We start from the raw sequence: 19,744 nt of genomic DNA on the forward strand, positions 1-19,744 counted from the left end.
GCCAGCACGGTGACAGCCCTGACGCATTCGATCCATGCCGAAACAGCGTATTAAAGATACTGATTAATTTTCGCTTTGAGAATATCGATAGCGATACGGTTCTTACCGCCGCGCGGCACAATAATGTCGGCGTACTGTTTGGAAGGCTCGATAAACTGCAGGAACATCGGACGGACCGTTTTCTGATACTGATTCATGACGGAATCCATAGAGCGACCGCGTTCATTCACGTCGCGCTTCATGCGGCGCATCAGACAGATATCCAGCGGGGTGTCGACAAAAATAGAGAAGTTCATCTCCTGACGCAGGCGCGCGTCAGTGAGCAGCAGAATGCCCTCAAGGATAATCACTTTTTTTGGCTTCAGATGAATGCTTTCGCTGGTGCGGGTATGTTCAACGTAGCTGTAAACCGGCAGATCGATATCCTGTCCTGACTTGATCGCACGCAGATGCTGCAGCAGCAGATCGTGATCCATCGCGCTCGGATGGTCATAGTTGGTTTTTACCCTCTCTTCCATGGTGAGGTGGCTTTGATCTTTATAGTAGGCATCTTCGGGGATCACACCGATATGCTCGTCACCGACCTGGTCACGGATTTCACGAAAGAGCGTGCTGGCAATAAGGCTTTTTCCGGATGCAGATGCACCTGCGATGCCAACGATCACGCACTGATGGGACTTGTCAGTCATACTTTTTTGAGACCTGATAACTGGGAGCACGCCTCTGCCGAAGCAGCAACGGGCCAAATGAGAGGGTTTGGTGGCGGCAATTATAGGTATTTCGCCGGTTTGACGCCAGAGTAAATGCGGCGGCGCCCTTTTTCAGAAAATCTCCTTTTGGCAGGCAGCCGCTGAACCGATAGACTGTCGGGCTGCCCGCGCCCGGTTTGTGCGGGTCGCCCGTTAGCCCTGCAAGGAAAAATATGAGCTGGAGAACACTGACCTATTTTGGCGACAGCATGCTGCTGATCCCCACCGCGGTGATCATCGCCCTGGTGCTGCCGTGGAAAAGCAGCAGTCAGCGTACCGTCTGGTACTGGCTGCTGGCGTTTGGTCTCGCCGGGCTGCTGGTCAGCCTGTCTAAAATTATGTTTCTTGGCTTTGGCATCGGCAGCGCACGCTTTAACTTCACCGGCTTCAGCGGCCACAGCGCGATGTCCTCCACGCTCTGGCCGGTAATGATGTGGCTGATCTCCGGGCGCTGGTCCACTTTCTGGCGCGCCGTGACGATCGCCATCGGGTATGCGATCCCGCTGATGGTGGGTTTCTCCCGCCTGGTTATTCATGCGCACTCCGTCAGTGAAGTGCTGGCGGGCCTGCTGCTCGGTTTTACCCTGAGCAGCGCGTTTCTCATCAGCCAGCGCCGCACGGTATTGAAAGGCTTTAGCGCCCTGCAGGTTGGCGTCGCCTTCCTGGTGCCGCTGCTGCTGATGGGTCACGGGCGCGTCGCCACCACGCAGCAGTTCCTGGAGCGTCTGTCGGTCAAGCTCGCCGGACTGGAAAAACCGTTTAAGCGTGCCGACCTTTTTCGCTGACAGCGCCATGACTTAAGCCAATTCAGCGTAAAGATCCTGTCTGAATGTGCTAGCATGCAGGGCAGAAACTGACTGGCGTATTTTCCCCATACCGGGTTGCGCGCTGCTGGACTGGTACATGATTGTTGAGATAGTCACCGCGCAGGATAAATCGCCAGGCCGCTGGCTGACTGCCGTTACGCTGAGCATACTGGCTTTTCTGCTTACGCTGTTTTGTCTGGAGCTGATTGTGGTCAGCGGTCGTATTTCGCCGCTGTGGTACTCAACGGCGCTGATGACCGGCGTCGTTTTCCGCGCGCCGCTAAAACATATTCCGCTGCTGCTGGCGGGCTGCGTCGCGGGCACCGCGCTGGCAAATCTGCTGGTTATTGGTCCCGCGCTCAGCAATGCTAAATTTGCCCTTCTGAATCTGATACAGGCGCTGCTGGCCGGCGGCATGCTGCGTCTGCTGCTGAACCGCCGCGCGCCGCTGAACGCCCTGCCCGACTGGATCCGCTTTGCGCTCTGCGCCGGCCTGCTGGCTCCTCTGCTGGGCGGGCTGATTGCGATCTGGCTGCTGCAGGTGGATCAGCAGGCGCTGCTTCCCTTCTTCTCCACCTGGGTGATTTCGGAAGTGATCGGCGTGCTGGCGTTTGGTCCGGTGGTACTGCTGTGGCCCGCTAAGCCGCTGCGTGAACTGATCGCGCCGGGCCGCCAGCTGGAGACCCTGCTGACGCTGCTGGTTACCCTGCTCGCCAGCTATCTCTCCCTGCGCTTTCTGCCGTGGCCGTTTACCTTTATCGTGGTGATCCTGTTCTGGTGTGCGGTCCGGCTGCCAAAATTTGAAGCGTTCCTGCTCTGCTTTATTAATGCCAGTTTCATTTCGCTGCTGCTGGCGCTGGACTGGGTCAACCCGGTACAGAGTGGCGCTTCGCCCGGTCTGGTCTCTGCCTGGCTGCCCTTTCTGCTGGTGCTGCTGCCCAGCCATGTCATGGCGCTGATCATGGACGCCTTCCGGCGCGAGAAAAACCATATCACCGAGAGTGAAGCGCGCTTCCGCAATGCGATGGAGTACTCTGCTATCGGTATGGCGCTGGTCGGCACCAACGGAAAGTGGCAGCAGGTGAACCAGTCACTTTGCCGTACGCTGGGTTATCGCGCCTATGAACTGACGCAGCTGACCTTCCAGGAGATCACCCATCCGGACGATCTGCACAGCGATCTGCAGCTGATGGAGCGTCTGCTGGCGGGCGACCTGATGTCCTATACCTTTGAAAAGCGCTATTTTCGCAAAGATGGCGAGATCGTCTGGTCGCGTCTGACCGTCTCTATGGTGCGCGACGCGCAGCAGCAGCCGCTCTATTTTATCGCGCAGATTGTCGATATCTCCGAGCTGCGGCAGAGCGAGCAGCGCAACCGCCAGCTGATGGAGCGCATTACGCTGGCCAATGAAGCGGGCGGCATCGGCGTCTGGGAGTGGAACCTGAAAACCGGGGAGATGCTCTGGGACAAGCGCATGTATGAGTTGTTTGCACTGGATCCGCAGCAGAAACCCACGTATGACCTCTGGCTGCATCTGGTCGATCCTGCCGAGCGCGAAAGCCTGGCGCTGATTGTGCAGCAGGCGATTGAGCGCCGCTCGGCCTTTCATCTTGAGTATCGTCTCAACCTGCCGCACGGCGTACAGTTTATTCGCTCAGAAGCGAATCGTATCCTGAGCCAGGATGGACAGATCGAGCGCATGCTCGGGATCTGCCAGGATATCACCTCACTGCGTACCCTTAATGACGCGCTGTTCCAGGAAAAAGAGCGTATGGCGATCACCCTGGATTCGATTGGCGAAGCGGTGATCAGCACCGACGATGAGATGTGCGTGACCTTTATGAACCCCGTTGCTGAAAGCCTGAGCGGCTGGCCGCAGGAGCAGGCGGCCGGCACGCCGCTTGGCGAGCTGCTGAATATCACGCGCGGCGCTGACGGCCCGCGCATCGACAATCTGCTGCTCTGTACGCTGCCGGATGAAAAAATCTCTCCGGCGCTGGATGAGGGGCTGGTGCTGCATACGCTGGCAGGCGCGCAGATAGAGATCCACTACAGTATTACGCCGCTGAAAACCCTGGCCGGCAGCACCATTGGGGTGGTGATGGTCATTCAGGATGTCAGCGAGTCGCGCCAGATAATGAAGCGTCTGAGCTATAGCGCGTCACACGACATGCTGACGCAGCTGCCTAACCGGCCCAGCTTTGAAGATCGGCTGAAACGGCTGGTGAATGATGCGGCCGTCACCGGCACGCCGCATGTGCTGGTGTTTATCGACCTGGATAAATTTAAAGCGGTTAACGATACCGCCGGCCATGCGGCGGGGGACGCGCTGCTGCGCGAGCTGGCGGTGCTGATGCAGCAGCAGCTGCGCAGCAGCGATATGCTGGCGCGCCTCGGCGGCGATGAGTTTGGCATCCTGCTGCCGCACTGCGAGGTCGATCAGATCCGCGATCTGGTGCAGGGCATCGTGAATGTCGTCAATAACTATACATTTTACTGGAAAACGCATCCTTACCAGGTGGGTGCCAGCGCCGGCATCACGCAGATTGATGCGCGCAACTGCCTCAGCAATGTGGTGATGTCGCAGGCCGATGTCGCCTGCTACAGCGCCAAACATGCCGGGCGCGGTCAGTATCAGGTTTATCAGGATGCAGAGAGATAAAGCACTGCATATTGCCAGCATGACCAGCCTGCGCTAAAGTCGCCCCCTTTTTTTCTGGCATGGGGCATAAGATGTATATCGGTTTTGACTACGGCACAGCGAACTGCGCTATTGCAGTAAGCGATAACGGCACGCCGCGGATGCTGGCGCTGGAAAATGACCAGCCGCTGCTGCCCTCAATGATCTGCGCCCCGGTGCGCGAGGCGATCAGCGAATGGCTGCATCGCCACCATCAGGTGCCCACGCCCGCGAGCGAAAACACCGCCCTGCTGCAGCGCGCGCTGCGCTACAACCGCGAAGAAGATATCGAGATAACCCCTGGCAGCGTGCAGTTTGGCCTGACCGCGCTGCAGCAATATATGACAGAGCCGGAAGATGTCTGGTTCGTCAAATCACCGAAATCCTTTTTGGGCGCCTCTGGCCTGAAGCCGCAGCAGATCGCATTTTTTGAAGATCTGGTGTGCGCCATGATGCTGCATATCCGCCAGCAGGGTGAAGCGCAGCTCGGGCAGCAGATCAACCAGGCGGTTATCGGTCGCCCGGTCAACTTTCAGGGGCTGGGCGGTGACGATGCCAACCAGCAGGCGCAGGGGATCCTGCTGCGTGCGGCACAGCGCGCCGGCTTTCGTGACGTTGAGTTTCAGTTTGAGCCGGTGGCCGCCGGGCTGGACTTTGAAGCCACGCTGGACAAAGAGACGCGCGTGCTTGTGGTCGATATCGGCGGCGGCACCACCGACTGCTCCATGCTGCTGATGGGGCCGGAGTGGCGTCAGAAAGCTGACCGCCACGCCAGCCTGCTGGGGCACAGCGGCTGCCGCGTCGGCGGCAACGATCTCGATATCATGCTGGCGTTTAAAACGCTGATGCCGCTGCTGGGTCTGGGCGGCAGCACCCGCAAGGGCACGGCGCTCCCCGCCCTGCCGTGGTGGAACGCTGTCGCAATTAACGACGTTCCGGCACAGAGCGAGTTCTACTCCGCCGCCTGCGGTAAGCTGCTGCAGGATCTGGTGCGCGATGCAGAAGAGGGAAACCGCGTGGCGCATCTGCTCAAAGTATGGCAGCAGAAGCTAAGCTACCGGCTTGTACGCGCGGCTGAAGAGAGCAAAATTGCGCTCTCAGCGCAGGCGGAAACGGATGCGTCGCTGGCGTTTATTGCGCAGTCGCTGCAGGCGGAGATCAGCGCGACGCAGCTGGAAGAGGCGATCAGCCAGCCGCTGGAGCGGATGCTGGAGCAGGTACAGCTGGCGCTGACCACCAGCGAGACCCGACCGGACGTGATCTATCTTACTGGCGGCAGCGCACGCTCGCCGCTGCTGCGTGCGGCGCTGCAGCAGGCGCTGCCCGATACCCCGATTGCCGGCGGCGACGACTTTGGTTCGGTGACCGCCGGACTGGCGCGCTGGGCAGAGGTGATGTTCCGCTAGCGGATCGTAACAGGAGGCGCAGCCTGCGCCTCCTCCCTGCCCGTCAGAAGTTGATATTGGCTGAGATGCCGCCGACAAAGGCATCTTTTACCTCTCCGACCGCGCCCGGCGCCACGACATACTGCAGGTTAGGCCGCAGCTGCAGCCACTTCGCCAGCTGCGCATTGTAGTAAATCTCATAGTTGTATTCCGATCCCGCCTGCAGCGGCAGATAAGCCGGGCTGTCAAAGCGCGTTTCACCACTGGCTGCGTTCTGCTGGCGCAGGGCGCGGCTGTAGGCGCTGTTAACGTGAATACGCGCGGCACCAATACCGATTTCATCCTGCGGACGCGCATCAAGCGGCCCCTTCCAGGTAAAACTGATGGACTGATAATTATCGGTTTTCGACGTCTTACGATCGTTCATGACCGCCTGCACCGTTACCCCCAGTCCGCGGCTGGCGTCTCCGCCCTGCGCGGTCAGCTGCTGCTGCAGCAGCAGGTAGCCGCCATAAGCGTGATCCTGACGCTGATAGCCCCCATCCCGCCAGCTGCCGTAATTATCCCCGTTTACGGATGAGTAGTAATAGCCGAGTCGATAGTTGCCCGGCAGCCCCGCTGCGCCCAGGGTCGGTTTCCAGCCCAGCTCGACCGGCACCAGATTGCCTTCTGAATGACGGGTATCCAGGCGGAAACCGTCGCCGCGATCGTAGTTGGCGCGATTCTGGTTGTAAAAGCCGACCTGGAAGAAGAGTTCGGGCGTGATATTCGCTTTCAGGCGTCCGCCCCACTGTGAAACCGGCCAGTTAAACCAGCGGTCGCCGCGCCAGTTGCCTGCCTGACCACTGCCAAAGGCAAGGTTCTGAAACCTGCTGTCGAGGCTGTCAAAATCTTCTCCCACGGTGACCCGTCCGGCCTTGAGATTAACCCGGTTGTCAAACAGCCCTTTGCTCAGCCAGAACTGTGTCAGACGCCACGTCTGGCCGCGGCCATAGACCTCCTGCACGGAGGAGAGCATGCCGGTGCGGCGATCGGCTACCTGATCGGAGATGTTACGCCCGTCGCGATTAGTGACGGTGACCTGGAACTGCGCATCCTGCCAGTCGAGCAGCTTTTGCAGATCGAGATTCGCGCCAAACGCCCACTGATCGCTGTAGCGCATTGAGGTGTGGCTGTCTGCTCCGCCGCCAAGATTGGCGGCGCTCTCCATGGTGTAATTTACGTCAAACTTCACGCCGGCACTCTCCAGCTGCGTGCGGCTGCCGTTCCAGTCGCCCAGCATCCAGGGCGAATCGTAGCTGAATGCATCTGCCGCGACGGCGGCAGAACTGAACATAGCCAGCATCAGCGTGCCCGCAGCCAGCTGCGGCAGCGGGTGCAAAGCAAAAATTTTTTTCATCGTTGTTATCTTCTGCAAAGTTATAAGGAAAACCGCGCAGAGGATAGTGCCGGGCAGCAGCAGGGTTTTGCAATTTCGTGTGGATTTACGCCTGCTCAGTCAGTGGATTAGCGCATTTGTGATGAATATCTAAGATTTAAACATTCAAAGTGTGACAGTGACTATTGATTGCTCTGTATCAATATACGAGGTGCCGCAGCACCCCGGGCGGGATCAGAGGTGACTGGCGCGCGCCAGCTCCTCAATTTCCTGTTTGCTCAGCTCCAGCTGGGTGGCTTTTACCAGCTCATCCAGCTGCGCCAGCGATGTTGCGCTGACAATCGGCGCGGTAATGCTGGGACGCGCAATCTGCCACGCCAGCGCCACCTGCGTGGCTGACGCATCGTGTGAGGCAGCGATATCCTCCAGCGCCTCAATAATGCGGCTGCCGCGCTCATTGAGATATTTTTCCACTATCGCCTGACCGCGCGGGCTTTTACCCGCATCCTGCGGCTTTTTATATTTGCCGCTGAGAAAGCCGCTCGCCAGCGAGTAGTAGTTGATCACGCCAAGACCGTTTTTCACCGCCACCTGCTCCAGGCCGTTCTCATACCCTTCGCGATCGTAAAGGTTATATTCCGGCTGCAGCGTTTCATAGCGCGCCAGCCCCTCTTTGCTGCTGACATCCAGCGCCTCCTGCAGACGCGCTGCGGAGTAATTTGAGGCGCCGATAGCGCGTACCTTGCCCTCTTTGATCAGGGAATCAAACGCTTTCAGGGTATCTGCCAGCGGCGTCTGCTCATCATCGCGATGCGCCTGATAGAGATCGATCACGTCCGTCTGCAGCCGGCGCAGGGAATCCTCTATCGCCTGGCGGATATACGCAGGCTTCAGCCCGGTTTTTTCCGGCGACAGCTCCATGCCGACTTTAGTCGCCAGCACGATGCGATCGCGTTTGCCGCTCTGCTTTAACCATTTGCCGATGATCGCTTCCGATTCACCTCCCTGATTACCCGGCACCCAGCGGGAATAGACATCCGCGGTATCGATAAAAAACAGGCCATTTTCGACCAGCGCATCCAGCAGTGAAAAGGAGGTCTTCTCATCGACTGTCCAGCCAAAAACGTTACCACCAAAAGTCAGGCGCGGAACGGTAATACCGCTGTCGCCCAGCTGACGGGTTGCAGGTTGTTTCATTGCGCTCTCCCTGGTTAAACGAGATAGGTTTGTCTTTAAGCGTAGCAAATGAAAAAGTCGCACCGGGGTCTATTCATGCCAGAATAGTGTCAGAACCGGGAAATCCTTTACGCCGCGCTGAGCAGATATTCTTAATTCCTTCAATTTTCGCCTGGCGCAGGCGGCTACACTTATTTTCGTTTGCGCTGTCCGGATGTCGGGCAAGCGTATCAGGAAAGCGACATGGCTGGAGAGCACGCAGAGTAATGAAGAGTCGAACCAAAACAGGTCTGTTAATTCTTATCGCGCTGGCGGTAGCGGCTGGCGGTTATTACGCCTGGCACTCGCGCGCCACGCCAGCACAGCCGGCGCAGGCTAAAGAGAAGCGCGGTGGAGCAAACCGGCCAGCCGCGCCGGTACAGGCGGCAACGGCTGAACTGCAAAGCGTGCCCTACTATCTGAACGGCCTCGGCACCGTCACCGCTGCAAATACGGTTACGGTGCGCAGCCGCGTTGAGGGGCAGCTGATGGCGCTGCATTTTACGGAAGGCGAGCAGGTGGCTGCCGGCACGCTGCTGGCTGAGATCGACCCGCGCCCGTATCAGGTTGCTCTCACGCAGGCGCAGGGCCAGCTGGCCCGGGATCAGGCCACGCTGGCGAATGCCCGCCGCGATCTCAGCCGCTATGAGAAGCTGTCGAAAACGTCCCTGGTATCGCAGCAGGATCTCGACACCCAGCGCGCGCTGGTGAGCGAGACGCTGGGCACCATTAAAGCGGATGAGGGCAACGTTGCGAGCGCGCAGCTGAATCTGACCTACAGCCGCATCACCGCGCCGATTGCCGGACGTATAGGGTTACGCAAGGTCGACATCGGCAACTACATTACCACCGGCGACACCGATGGCCTGGTCGTGATCACCCAGACGCATCCGATTGATGTGGTATTCAGCGTGGCTGAGAGCTATATCAGCCAGATCCTGAAAGCGCAGAAAAGCGGTCAGCCGCTGGTGGTGGAGGCCTGGGATCGCAGCAACACCACGCTGCTGACGCAGGGCACGCTGCTGAGCCTGGACAACCAGATCGATACCACTACCGGCACCATTAAGCTGAAAGCACGCTTCAGCAATGAAGATGATACCCTGTTTCCCAACCAGTTTGTTAACGCACGTCTGAAAGCAGATACGCTGCAGAACGCCGTGACTATTCCGGCCGCCGCGCTGCAGATGAGCAATGAGGGCCACTTTGTCTGGGTAGTTAACAGCGAAAACAAGGTCAGCAAGAAACGCGTCACCGCCGGACTGCAGGATAGCCAGAAAGTGGTGATCAGTGCCGGACTGGAAGCGGGCGAGCGGGTCATCACCGACGGCATCGATCGCCTCACTGACGGCGCAACGGTTGACGTCGTGGCGCCACAGAGTACGGCAACAGAGACCACGCGTGCCGCGCAGCCAGCCCGGGGAGAGCGTCAATAATGCAGGTGCTGCCTCCTGACGCTGGCGGCGGTCCGTCACGTCAGTTCATTTTACGCCCGGTCGCCACCACGCTGCTGATGATTGCGATTCTGCTGGCGGGCCTGCTTGGCTACCGCTTTCTGCCGGTATCCGCCCTGCCGGAAGTGGACTACCCCACTATTCAGGTTGTCACGCTCTATCCCGGAGCCAGTCCGGATGTGGTCACCTCGTCGATTACCGCACCGCTGGAACGCCAGTTTGGCCAGATGTCCGGGCTGAAACAGATGGCATCGCAAAGTTCCGGCGGCGCCTCGGTGATCACGCTGCAGTTTCAGCTGTCGCTGGCGCTGGATGTGGCGGAGCAGGAGGTTCAGGCGGCGATAAACTCCGCCACTAACCTGCTGCCTGGCGATCTGCCTAATCCGCCCGCCTACAGCAAAGTCAACCCGGCCGATCCGCCTATCATGACGCTGGCGGTCACCACGACCAGCCTGCCGCTGACGCAGGTGCAGGATATGGTGGAAACGCGCGTGGCGCAGAAGATTGCGCAGGTCTCCGGCGTAGGCCTGGTTACCCTTTCCGGCGGACAGCGTCCGGCGGTGCGGGTCAAAATGAATGCGCAGGCGCTGGCAGCGTTAGGACTGACCAGCGAAGATGTGCGCACGGCTATCAGCAACGCCAACGTCAACTCAGCGAAAGGCAGCCTTGATGGCCCGGCGCGATCTATCACGCTGTCAGCAAACGATCAGATGACATCGGCTGAGGATTACCGCCGCCTGATTATCAGCTACAGCAACGGCGCGCCGGTGCGACTGGGCGACGTTGCGACCATCGAATCGGGCGCAGAGAACAGCTGGCTGGGTGCCTGGGCTAACCGCCAGCAGGCGATTGTGCTGAACGTCCAGCGTCAGCCCGGCGCCAATATTATCAACACCGCTGATAATATCCGGGCGCTGCTGCCATCGCTTACCGCCACGCTGCCCAAATCGGTCGACATGAAACTGCTGACCGATCGAACGACCAATATTCGCGCCTCGGTATCTGATACGCAGCATGAGCTGATGCTGGCCATGGCGCTCGTGGTCATGATCATCTACCTGTTTCTGCGCAACGTACCGGCTACGATCATTCCTGCCGTGGCGGTACCGCTTTCGCTGATTGGTACGTTTGCGGCCATCTATTTTATGGGCTTCTCGATCAACAACCTCACGCTGATGGCGCTGACTATCGCCACCGGCTTTGTGGTGGATGACGCCATTGTAGTGATCGAGAATATTTCACGCTATATCGAGAAAGGCGAGAAGCCGCTCACCGCCGCGCTGAAAGGGGCGGGAGAGATCGGTTTTACCATTATCTCGCTCACCTTTTCGCTGATTGCGGTGCTGATCCCGCTGCTGTTTATGGGCGATGTGATTGGCCGGCTGTTTCGTGAGTTCGCCGTCACGCTGGCTATCGCCATTCTGATCTCAGCCGTGGTGTCGCTGACGCTGACGCCGATGATGTGCGCGCGCATGCTGAGCGCGGAGTCGCTGCGCCGGCAGAACCGCTTCTCACGCGCCAGCGAGGCGCTGTTTGAGCGGGTCATTGCCGGTTACGGGCGTGGACTGACGCGCGTGCTGCAGCATCCGTGGCTGACGCTCAGCGTGGCGCTCGGCACGCTGCTGATGACGGTGCTGCTGTGGGTGGCGATCCCGAAAGGCTTCTTCCCGCAGCAGGATAACGGCATTATTCAGGGCACCCTGCAGGCGCCGCAGTCGGTCTCTTACGCCAGCATGGCGCAGCGCACGCGCGATGTTGCCTCAGCGGTGATGAAGGATCCGGCGGTTGAAAGCCTGACCTCTTTTGTCGGGGTGGATGGCACCAATCCTGCGCTTAACAGCGCCCGGCTGCAGATCAACCTCAAGCCGCTGGATGAGCGCGACGACCGCATTCCGGTGGTGCAGGCGCGGCTGCAGCAGGCGGTGGCGCAGATCCCGGGCGTCTCGCTCTGGCTGCAGCCGGTGCAGGATCTCACCATTGAGACGCAGAGCAGCCGTACCCCCTATCAGTTTACGCTGCAGTCTGGCTCGCTTGACGCCCTGAGCAGCTGGGTCCCGGCGCTGATCGGCCAGCTGGAAAAGGCACCGCAGCTGCGCAACGTCAGCAGCGACTGGCAGGATCAGGGGCTGGAAGCGTATGTGCGCGTTGACCGCGACAGCGCCAGCCGGCTCGGGATCACCATGGCTGACGTCGATAATGCGCTGTATAACGCGTTTGGTCAGCGGCTGATCTCAACGATTTACACGCAGGCAAACCAGTATCGCGTGGTGCTGGAGCAGCATAATGCGCAGACGCCGGGACTGGCGAGCCTGGAGGGGATCCGGCTTAAAAGCAGCGACGGCGGCAGCGTACCGCTCAGCGCTATCGCCAGCACAGAGGAGCGGCATACCGCTCTCAGTATTAATCATCTCGATCAGTTCCCGTCCGCAACCTTCTCTTTTGACGTGGCCGATGGCTATTCACTTGAGGAAGCGCTGCAGGCCATTACCGCCGCAGAAGGGGCGCTGGGTATGCCGGCGGATATCGTCACGCAGTTCCAGGGCAGTACGCTGGCGTTTGAAGCCGCGCTGAGCAGCACCGTCTGGCTGATTGTGGCGGCCGTGGTCGCAATGTATATCGTTCTTGGCGTGCTGTATGAGAGTTTTATTCATCCGATTACCATTCTCTCTACCCTGCCCACCGCGGGCGTCGGCGCGCTGCTGGCGCTGATGCTGAGCGGTAACGAACTCGATATCATCGCCATTATCGGCATCATTCTGCTGATCGGTATTGTAAAGAAAAACGCCATTATGATGATTGACTTTGCGCTGGCGGCGGAGCGTGAACAGGGCATGGCGCCGCGTGACGCTATCTATCAGGCCTGCCTGCTGCGCTTTCGCCCGATCCTGATGACCACGCTGGCGGCGCTGCTGGGCGCGCTGCCGCTGATGCTCAGCACCGGCGTCGGCGCTGAGCTGCGCCATCCGCTCGGCATCGCCATGGTGGGCGGCCTGATCCTCAGCCAGATCCTGACGCTGTTTACCACGCCGGTCATCTATCTGCTGTTTGATCGCCTGGCGCACGCTACCCGCAGGCGCTTCGGTCGTCCGGAGGCGCAGTCGTGAAGTTTTTTGCCCTCTTCATTCACCGCCCGGTCGCCACCATCCTGCTGACGCTGGCGATTGCGCTGGCGGGGATGCTTGGTTTTCGTCTGCTGCCGGTCGCCCCGCTACCGCAGCTCGACTTTCCGGTAATTATGATTTCGGCCTCGCTGCCGGGTGCCTCACCGGAAACCATGGCCGCCTCGGTGGCCACGCCGCTGGAGCGCTCGCTGGGGCGCATTGCCGGCGTCAGTGAAATGACCTCGACGAACTCACTGGGCAGCACGCGCATCATTCTGGTGTTTGATTTTGACCGCGATATTAACGGTGCCGCGCGCGATGTGCAGGCCGCGATTAATGCGGCGCAGAGCCTGCTGCCGTCGGGCATGCCGAGCCGGCCTTCTTATCGAAAAGCGAACCCCTCGGATGCGCCGATTATGATCCTGACGGTGACCTCGGACGACTATAATCCGGGTCAGCTCTATGATTACGCTTCGACGCAGCTGGCGCAAAAACTGTCGCAGATTGAGGGCGTCGGCGACGTCACGGTAGGCGGCAGTTCGCTGCCCGCCGTGCGCGTCGATCTCAATCCGCAGGCGCTGTTTAATCAGGGCGTGTCGCTGGATGCGGTACGCAGCGCCATCAGCAACGCTAACCAGCGGCGACCGCAGGGCGCAATCGACGATCGCCAGCAGCGCTGGCAGCTGCGTACCAATGATGAACTGCAGAGCGCCAGCGCCTATCAGCCGCTGGTGGTGCACTATAACAACGGTGCGGCGGTTCGCCTGAGCGATGTCGCCAGCGTGCAGGATTCGGTGCAGGATGTGCGTAACGCCGGGATGACCAACGGCAAGCCGGCGGTGCTGCTGGTGATCCGTAAGTCGCCGGACGCCAATATTATCGATACTGTGGATCGCATTCGCGCTGAGCTGCCGGTGCTGCACGATTTCATTCCGGCGGCGATCGATCTGCAGATTGCCCAGGATCGCTCACCGACTATCCGCGCTTCGCTGCATGAAGTCGAGCAGTCGCTGGTGATTGCCGTGGTGCTGGTGATTCTGGTGGTGTTTCTGTTCCTGCGCGACGGCCGGGCCACGCTCATTCCTGCTGCGGCGGTGCCGGTCTCACTGATTGGCACCTTTGCTGCCATGTATCTGTGCGGCTTCAGTCTTAACAACCTGTCGCTGATGGCGCTAACCATCGCCACCGGGTTTGTGGTGGATGATGCGATTGTGGTGCTGGAGAATATCGCCCGCCACGTTGAGGCTGGCATGAAGCCGCTGCAGGCGGCGCTGACCGGTGTCCGCGAAGTGGGCTTTACCGTGCTGTCGATGAGCCTGTCGCTGATTGCGGTGTTTCTGCCGCTGCTGATGATTGGCGGCATTATCGGACGCTTCTTTTCGGAATTTGCCATTACGCTGTCGGTGGCGATTCTGATCTCGCTGTTTATCTCCGTCACGCTGACGCCGATGATGTGCGCGTATCTGCTGAAGCCGCAACCGGCACAGCCTGCCGCGCCCGGGCTGTTCAGCCGGCTGCTGCAGCGGACGCAGGATGGCTATGCCCGCTCGCTGCGCTGGGTGTTACGCCACGCCATCTGGGTACTGCTGCTGCTGGGCGGCACGGTAGCGATGACCGTCTGGCTGTTTATTACGATACCCAAAACCTTTATGCCGGAACAGGATACCGGTCGCCTGAGCGGTTTTCTGTCTGCCGATCAGAGCATCTCGTTTCAGGCGATGCGCGGCAAGCTGGAAGATTTTATGAATATCATCAAAATGGATCCGGCGGTGGATAATGTCACCGGCTTTACCGGCGGCCTCGGCACCAACAGCGGCCTGATGTTTGTGGCGCTGAAGCCTCTCTCTGAGCGCAGCGAAAGCGCCCAGCAGGTGATCGCCCGCCTGCGCACCAAACTGGCTAAGGAGCCGGGGGCCAGCCTCTATCTCAACGCCGTACAGGATATTCGCGTCGGCGGACGGGAGTCGAACGCCAGCTATCAGTACAGCCTGCTGTCGGATAACCTTGCCGATTTGCGTGAGTGGGAACCCAAAATCCGTAAGGCCTTCTCTGCCCTGCCGCAGCTCACTGACGTTAACTCCGACCAGCAGGATAAAGGCAGCGAAATGGCTATTACATACGATCGTGAAAGCATGGCGCGCCTCGGCATAGACGTTTCAGCCGCCAACGATCTGCTGAACAACGCCTTTGGCCAGCGTCAGATCTCAACCATTTATCAGCCGCTGAATCAGTACAAAGTGGTGATGGAGGTGGATCCGCGCTATACCCAGGACATCAGCGCGCTCGACCAGATGTTTGTGGTCAGCAGCGACGGCAAAGCGATTCCGCTGAGCGGTTTTGCCCACTGGCAGCCCGCTAACGCACCGCTCTCCGTCAACCATGAGGGGCTTTCTGCAGCGACAACCATTTCGTTTAATTTGCCGGAAGGCGTGTCACTGTCGCAGGCCTCCGCGGCGATCGATCGCGCCATGACGGTGCTGGGGGTGCCCTCCAGCGTGCGCGGCAGCTTTGCCGGTACCGCGCAGGTGTTTCAGCAGTCGCAGTCCAGCCAGCTCTGGCTGATGCTGGCAGCCATCGCAGCGGTCTATATCGTGCTGGGCATTCTGTATGAGAGCTATGTGCATCCGCTCACGATTCTGTCGACGCTGCCGTCGGCCGGAACCGGCGCGCTGCTGGCGCTTAAATTGTTTGATACGCCGTTCAGCCTGATTGCGCTGATTGGCATTTTGCTGCTGATAGGGATTGTGAAAAAGAACGCCATCATGATGGTCGACTTTGCGCTGGAGGCGGAACGACAGCAGCAGCTGAGCCCGCGCGAGGCGATTTTCCAGGCGTGTCAGCTGCGTTTTCGCCCGATTCTGATGACCACGCTGGCCGCGCTGTTTGGCGCCCTGCCACTGGTGCTGACCAGCGGCGACGGTGCTGAACTGCGGCAGCCGCTGGGCATCACCATCGCCGGCGGCCTGGTGGTAAGCCAGCTGCTGACGCTCTACACCACGCCGGTGGTCTATCTGCTGATGGATAAATTACGCCGCCGCAAAGCCGTCACAGAGCCAGCAACCACCCGAATTTCGTAGGGGGCGCATTAATGCGCCCCGGGAAAACAACGCACACGAAACCCGGGCGCCATTAATGGCGCCCCTACAGGGGGACGTGCCTTCTGGTTTCCGTAGGGGGCGCATTTATGCGCCCCTGGCAAACGAACGCACATGAAACCAGGGCGCCATTAATGCCGCCCCTGTGGGGGTTTTGCAGGGGGCGCCTTCATGCGCCCCGGGGCAACTGAACGCGCACGGAACCAGGGCGCCATTAATGGCGCCCCTACGGGAGTTTTGTAGGGGGCGCATTTATGCGCCCCTGGGCAAACAACGCGCACGAGCCCAGGGCACCATTAATGGCGCCCCTGCGGGGACGATTGCTGCATTAATGCACCCCGGGGTAAACAAACGCGCCTTATGCTGGAGGAGAGAAGATGAACAAACCTGCCACCACGGTACGCTGGCAGCTGTGGATTGTGGCGTTTGGCTTTTTTATGCAAACGCTGGATACCACCATTGTCAATACCGCGCTGCCCTCAATGGCGCGCGATCTCGGCGTCAGCCCGCTGCATATGCATTCCGTTATCGTCTCTTACGTTCTGACGGTTGCGGTGATGCTGCCGCTGAGCGGCTGGCTGGCTGACCGTTTTGGCGTGCGTAACATCTTTTTCAGCGCGATTGTGCTGTTCAGCGTCGGATCGCTGTTCTGCGCGCTGGCTGCCACGCTTAACCAGCTGGTAGTGGCGCGCGTGGTTCAGGGTATCGGTGGCGCAATGATGGTGCCGGTGGGCCGCTTAACGGTCATGAAAATTGTGCCGCGCGAGCAATATATGTCCGCCATGACCTTTGTTACCCTGCCGGGCCAGATTGGCCCGCTGCTCGGTCCGGCCCTCGGCGGCGTGCTGGTTGAGTACGCCAGCTGGCACTGGATTTTCCTTATCAATATTCCGGTCGGCATTATTGGCGCTGTCGCCACGCTGATGCTGATGCCGAACTACACCATGCAGACGCGCCGGTTTGATTTTGCCGGTTTTCTGCTGCTGGCGGCCGGCATGGCGGCGCTGACGCTGGCGCTGGATGGCGGCGGCAATGGCGCGCTGCTGCCCGGCTTCCTGATTCTGGCGGGCGTGCTGTCGCTGCTGTTTTATCTGATGCACGGCCGCCACAACGACAACGCGCTGTTCAGCCTGCGACTGTTTGATAACCGCCTCTATTCGATTGGTCTGCTGGGCAGCTTTACCGGGCGCATCGGCAGCGGCATGCTGCCGTTTATGACGCCGGTATTTCTGCAGGTAGGTCTGGGTTTTACGCCGTTTCACGCCGGGTTAATGATGATCCCGATGGTGCTGGGAAATATGGGCATCAAGCGGGTGGTGGTGCGCATTGTTAACCTGTTTGGCTATCGCCGCGTACTGGTGGGAAGCACGCTCGCGCTGGCGCTGGTCGTGGCGCTGTTTGCCGTGGTCGCGCTGGCTGGCTGGATCTGGCTCCTGCCGCTGGTATTACTGCTGCTCGGCATGGTCAATGCCCTGCGCTTTTCCGCTATGAATACCCTGACGCTGAAAGATCTGCCGGACGATCTCGCCTCCGGCGGCAACAGCTTACTGTCGATGATTATGCAATTGTCGATGAGTATCGGCGTCACGCTGGCGGGTCTGCTGCTCGGCGCTTTTGGCCAGCAGGCTGCCGCGGGCAGCGACATGGCGCAGCAGACGTTTGCCTGGACCTGGCTCTGCATGGTGGTCGTCATCGCCCTGCCGGCGCTGGTGTTCTGGCGGGTACCGGAAGCACTCAGTAAAAATGTTGATCTCAGAACCAGGAGTAAAAAGTGATGGCGCGTTTCCGGCCCGGCATTGGCGCCAAACTCTTTATGGCGATTTTTGGCACCTGCATGCTGGTCATCATTACTATGCACTGGGGCGTACGGCTCAGCTTTGAGCATGGCTTTGTTGACTACATCAAAAAAGGCAACGAACAGCGGCTGACGCTGCTGAGTGATGCGCTGGCAGATCAGTATGAGCAGCACGGCAGCTGGGATTTTCTGCGCCAGAACGATCGGCTGATCTTCACCATTCTGCGCTCGCTGGAGCAGAACCCAGGCAGCCACAATCCGCTGCCGCCGCACGGCTGGCGCACGCAGTTCTGGATCATCGATCAGCAATATAAGGTGCTGTCAGGCCCGCGCGCCCCGATTCCGCCAAAAGGGCCGCGGCGTAACATCACCACCAGCAGCGGTAAAATTGTCGGCTGGGTAATTGCCTCTCCGGCGGAAAACCTGACGCGCAGCACCGACATCAATTTTGACCGGCAGCAGCGCCAGACCAACTGGATGATCGTCACACTCTCCACTCTGCTGGCGGCGCTGGTCACCTGGCTGCTGGCACGCGGCCTGCTGGCGCCGGTTAAACGGCTGGTAGAGGGCACCCATCAGCTGGCTGCGGGAAAATTTGCTACCCGGGTTGAGGTGGATAGCGGTGATGAAATCGGTCAGCTGGCGCGCGACTTTAATCAGCTGGCGCAGTCGCTGGAGAAAAATGAGAGTAATCGCCGCGCGTTCATGGCGGATATCTCCCATGAGCTGCGCACGCCGCTGGCGATCCTGCGTGGTGAACTGGAAGCGATTCAGGATGGCGTCCGGCAAGTCACGCCCGAGGCGATAAGTTCGCTGCAGAGTGAAGTGGTGGTACTGACCAAGCTGGTGGATGACCTGCATCAGCTTTCGCTCTCCGATGCGGGCGCCCTCGCCTATCGTAAACAGCCGCTGGATCTGGTTAACCTGCTGGAGGTGATCGCCGGCAGCTTTGCCGGACGCTATCGCACGCACCAGCTGACGCTGCAGCTGCAGCTGCCTGCTGAAGCCAGCAGCTTTGGCGATCCTGACCGCCTGATGCAGCTGTTTACGAATCTGCTGGAAAACAGCCTGCGCTATACCCATCCCGGCGGCGAGGTCCGCATCACCATGCGGCAGCAGGAGAATCAGTGGCTGCTCTGTATTGATGACAGCGCGCCCGGCGTAGCGGCGGCGCAGCGGGCGCAGCTGTTTGAGCGCTTTTTCCGTGCGGAAAACTCCCGCAATCGCGCCAGCGGAGGGTCCGGCCTGGGACTGGCTATCTGTAAAAATATCGTCGAGGCGCACGGCGGCACGATTTCTGCGGAGCACTCTGATTTAGGTGGCGTGCAAATCAGGCTAAACTTGCCCTATGTTCCCCAGTAGAAAGCCCGTATGAGCCCGGAAAATAGCGATCCACTAATTCTTGTTGTTGAAGATGAACCCAAACTGGCGCAGCTGATGATCGATTATCTGCAGGCGTCAAACTACCGCACGCACCATATTGCCAATGGCGGCGAGGTACAGGCCTGGCTGCAGCACACTACGCCAGCGCTGATGCTGCTCGATCTGATGCTGCCAGGCTGCGACGGCATGACGCTGTGCCGCGAGATACGCCGCCACTCCGATCTGCCGATTATTATGGTCACCGCCCGTACCGAAGAGATTGATCGCCTGCTGGGGCTGGAAACCGGCGCGGATGACTATATCTGTAAGCCATTCAGCCCGCGCGAAGTGGTGGCGCGGGTGAAAACCATTCTGCGCCGCGCGCGTAAATCGCCGGAAGAGACGCAGCAGGCGTCGCTGCTGCTGATTGATGAGGGCCGCTTTCAGGCCAGCTGGCGTACTGCGCCGCTGGAGCTGACGCCGGCGGAGTTCCGCCTGCTGAAAACATTGTCGCTGGAGCCAGGCAAAGTCTTTTCCCGCGAGCAGCTGCTCAATCAGCTTTATGATGATTACCGCGTGGTAACTGACCGTACCATAGACAGCCATATCAAGAATCTGCGCCGCAAGCTTGAGGCGCTGGATGCCGATCAGCCGTTTATTCGTGCGGTATATGGCATCGGCTATCGCTGGGAAGCGGATATGTGCCGGCTGGCATAGCCTGTTATTG

12 protein-coding genes are annotated in these 19,744 nt (G+C 59.6%); 9 read left to right on the plus strand and 3 right to left on the minus strand.

Annotation, left to right across the window (positions count from 1 at the left end; genetic code table 11):
- Nucleotides 1–50: 50 nt before the first annotated feature.
- On the minus strand, nt 51–689 hold the full coding sequence (gene udk, locus DBY66_RS07550; RefSeq protein ID WP_039385396.1) for a uridine kinase: 639 nt from the start codon (nt 687–689) through the stop codon (nt 51–53).
- A 233-nt stretch (nt 690–922) separates the two neighbouring features.
- On the opposite strand from udk, the gene DBY66_RS07555 reads away from it, so the two are divergent.
- The 3 genes from DBY66_RS07555 to yegD all read left to right on the plus strand — a co-directional run bounded on the left by DBY66_RS07555 (nt 923) and on the right by yegD (nt 5,641).
- Nucleotides 923–1,534 (plus strand): phosphatase PAP2 family protein, encoded by a 612-nt coding sequence (locus DBY66_RS07555; protein ID WP_039385398.1) that lies wholly within the window; start codon nt 923–925, stop codon nt 1,532–1,534.
- 118 nt (nt 1,535–1,652) lie between these two features.
- A complete protein-coding gene (locus tag DBY66_RS07560; RefSeq protein ID WP_104085195.1) occupies nt 1,653–4,217 on the plus strand; it encodes a diguanylate cyclase in 2,565 nt (854 codons plus the stop codon).
- A gap of 71 nt (nt 4,218–4,288) precedes the next feature.
- Nucleotides 4,289–5,641, plus strand: a complete 1,353-nt coding sequence (gene yegD / locus DBY66_RS07565; RefSeq protein ID WP_104085196.1) for a molecular chaperone — start codon at nt 4,289–4,291, stop codon at nt 5,639–5,641.
- A 43-nt stretch (nt 5,642–5,684) separates the two neighbouring features.
- Here yegD and DBY66_RS07570 read toward each other — a convergent pair whose 3' ends face one another.
- Together DBY66_RS07570 and DBY66_RS07575 are read right to left on the minus strand one after the other, a co-directional pair.
- Nucleotides 5,685–7,019: a carbohydrate porin gene (locus tag DBY66_RS07570; protein ID WP_108569529.1), complete on the minus strand. Its 1,335-nt coding sequence runs from the start codon at nt 7,017–7,019 to the stop codon at nt 5,685–5,687.
- A gap of 213 nt (nt 7,020–7,232) precedes the next feature.
- Nucleotides 7,233–8,195 carry an aldo/keto reductase gene (locus DBY66_RS07575; RefSeq protein ID WP_039385402.1) on the minus strand — a complete coding sequence of 321 codons (963 nt, stop codon included), beginning with the start codon at nt 8,193–8,195 and terminating at the stop codon, nt 7,233–7,235.
- A gap of 245 nt (nt 8,196–8,440) precedes the next feature.
- Here DBY66_RS07575 and DBY66_RS07580 point away from each other — a divergent pair, with 245 nt between their 5' ends.
- From DBY66_RS07580 to baeR, 6 genes are all read left to right on the plus strand, one after another.
- Nucleotides 8,441–9,646: an MdtA/MuxA family multidrug efflux RND transporter periplasmic adaptor subunit gene (locus DBY66_RS07580; RefSeq protein WP_094111744.1), complete on the plus strand. Its 1,206-nt coding sequence runs from the start codon at nt 8,441–8,443 to the stop codon at nt 9,644–9,646.
- On the plus strand, nt 9,646–12,768 hold the full coding sequence (locus DBY66_RS07585; protein ID WP_039385406.1) for an MdtB/MuxB family multidrug efflux RND transporter permease subunit: 3,123 nt from the start codon (nt 9,646–9,648) through the stop codon (nt 12,766–12,768). Before DBY66_RS07580 ends, DBY66_RS07585 begins: the two co-directional genes overlap by 1 nt.
- Nucleotides 12,765–15,842, plus strand: coding sequence for a multidrug efflux RND transporter permease subunit MdtC (mdtC, locus tag DBY66_RS07590; protein ID WP_039385407.1), 3,078 nt, complete (start codon nt 12,765–12,767; stop codon nt 15,840–15,842). The genes DBY66_RS07585 and mdtC overlap by 4 nt, the downstream gene beginning before the upstream one ends.
- Nucleotides 15,843–16,237: 395 nt before the next feature.
- The gene (gene mdtD / locus DBY66_RS07595) at nt 16,238–17,635 is read left to right on the plus strand and encodes a multidrug transporter subunit MdtD (RefSeq protein WP_039385408.1); all 1,398 of its coding nucleotides are present in this window, start codon (nt 16,238–16,240) and stop codon (nt 17,633–17,635) included.
- On the plus strand, nt 17,635–19,017 hold the full coding sequence (baeS, locus tag DBY66_RS07600; RefSeq protein ID WP_039385410.1) for a two-component system sensor histidine kinase BaeS: 1,383 nt from the start codon (nt 17,635–17,637) through the stop codon (nt 19,015–19,017). The genes mdtD and baeS overlap by 1 nt, the downstream gene beginning before the upstream one ends.
- A 9-nt stretch (nt 19,018–19,026) precedes the next feature.
- On the plus strand, nt 19,027–19,734 hold the full coding sequence (baeR, locus tag DBY66_RS07605; protein ID WP_039385412.1) for a two-component system response regulator BaeR: 708 nt from the start codon (nt 19,027–19,029) through the stop codon (nt 19,732–19,734).
- Nucleotides 19,735–19,744 lie beyond the last annotated feature (10 nt).

It is taken from the genome of Pantoea sp. RIT413 (assembly GCF_003057675.2).
GTDB classification, from domain to species: domain Bacteria; phylum Pseudomonadota; class Gammaproteobacteria; order Enterobacterales; family Enterobacteriaceae; genus Pantoea; species Pantoea eucrina.

Coding starts and splice junctions, on each gene's coding strand:
- DBY66_RS07580 (WP_094111744.1), top strand. CDS start 8,441: ATGAAGAGTCGAACCAAAACAGGTCTGTTAATTCTTATCGCGCTGGCG.
- mdtD (WP_039385408.1), top strand. CDS start 16,238: ATGAACAAACCTGCCACCACGGTACGCTGGCAGCTGTGGATTGTGGCG.
- DBY66_RS07555 (WP_039385398.1), top strand. CDS start 923: ATGAGCTGGAGAACACTGACCTATTTTGGCGACAGCATGCTGCTGATC.
- baeS (WP_039385410.1), top strand. CDS start 17,635: ATGGCGCGTTTCCGGCCCGGCATTGGCGCCAAACTCTTTATGGCGATT.
- DBY66_RS07560 (WP_104085195.1), top strand. CDS start 1,653: ATGATTGTTGAGATAGTCACCGCGCAGGATAAATCGCCAGGCCGCTGG.
- DBY66_RS07570 (WP_108569529.1), bottom strand. CDS start 7,019: ATGAAAAAAATTTTTGCTTTGCACCCGCTGCCGCAGCTGGCTGCGGGC.
- DBY66_RS07575 (WP_039385402.1), bottom strand. CDS start 8,195: ATGAAACAACCTGCAACCCGTCAGCTGGGCGACAGCGGTATTACCGTT.
- DBY66_RS07585 (WP_039385406.1), top strand. CDS start 9,646: ATGCAGGTGCTGCCTCCTGACGCTGGCGGCGGTCCGTCACGTCAGTTC.
- yegD (WP_104085196.1), top strand. CDS start 4,289: ATGTATATCGGTTTTGACTACGGCACAGCGAACTGCGCTATTGCAGTA.
- udk (WP_039385396.1), bottom strand. CDS start 689: ATGACTGACAAGTCCCATCAGTGCGTGATCGTTGGCATCGCAGGTGCA.
- baeR (WP_039385412.1), top strand. CDS start 19,027: ATGAGCCCGGAAAATAGCGATCCACTAATTCTTGTTGTTGAAGATGAA.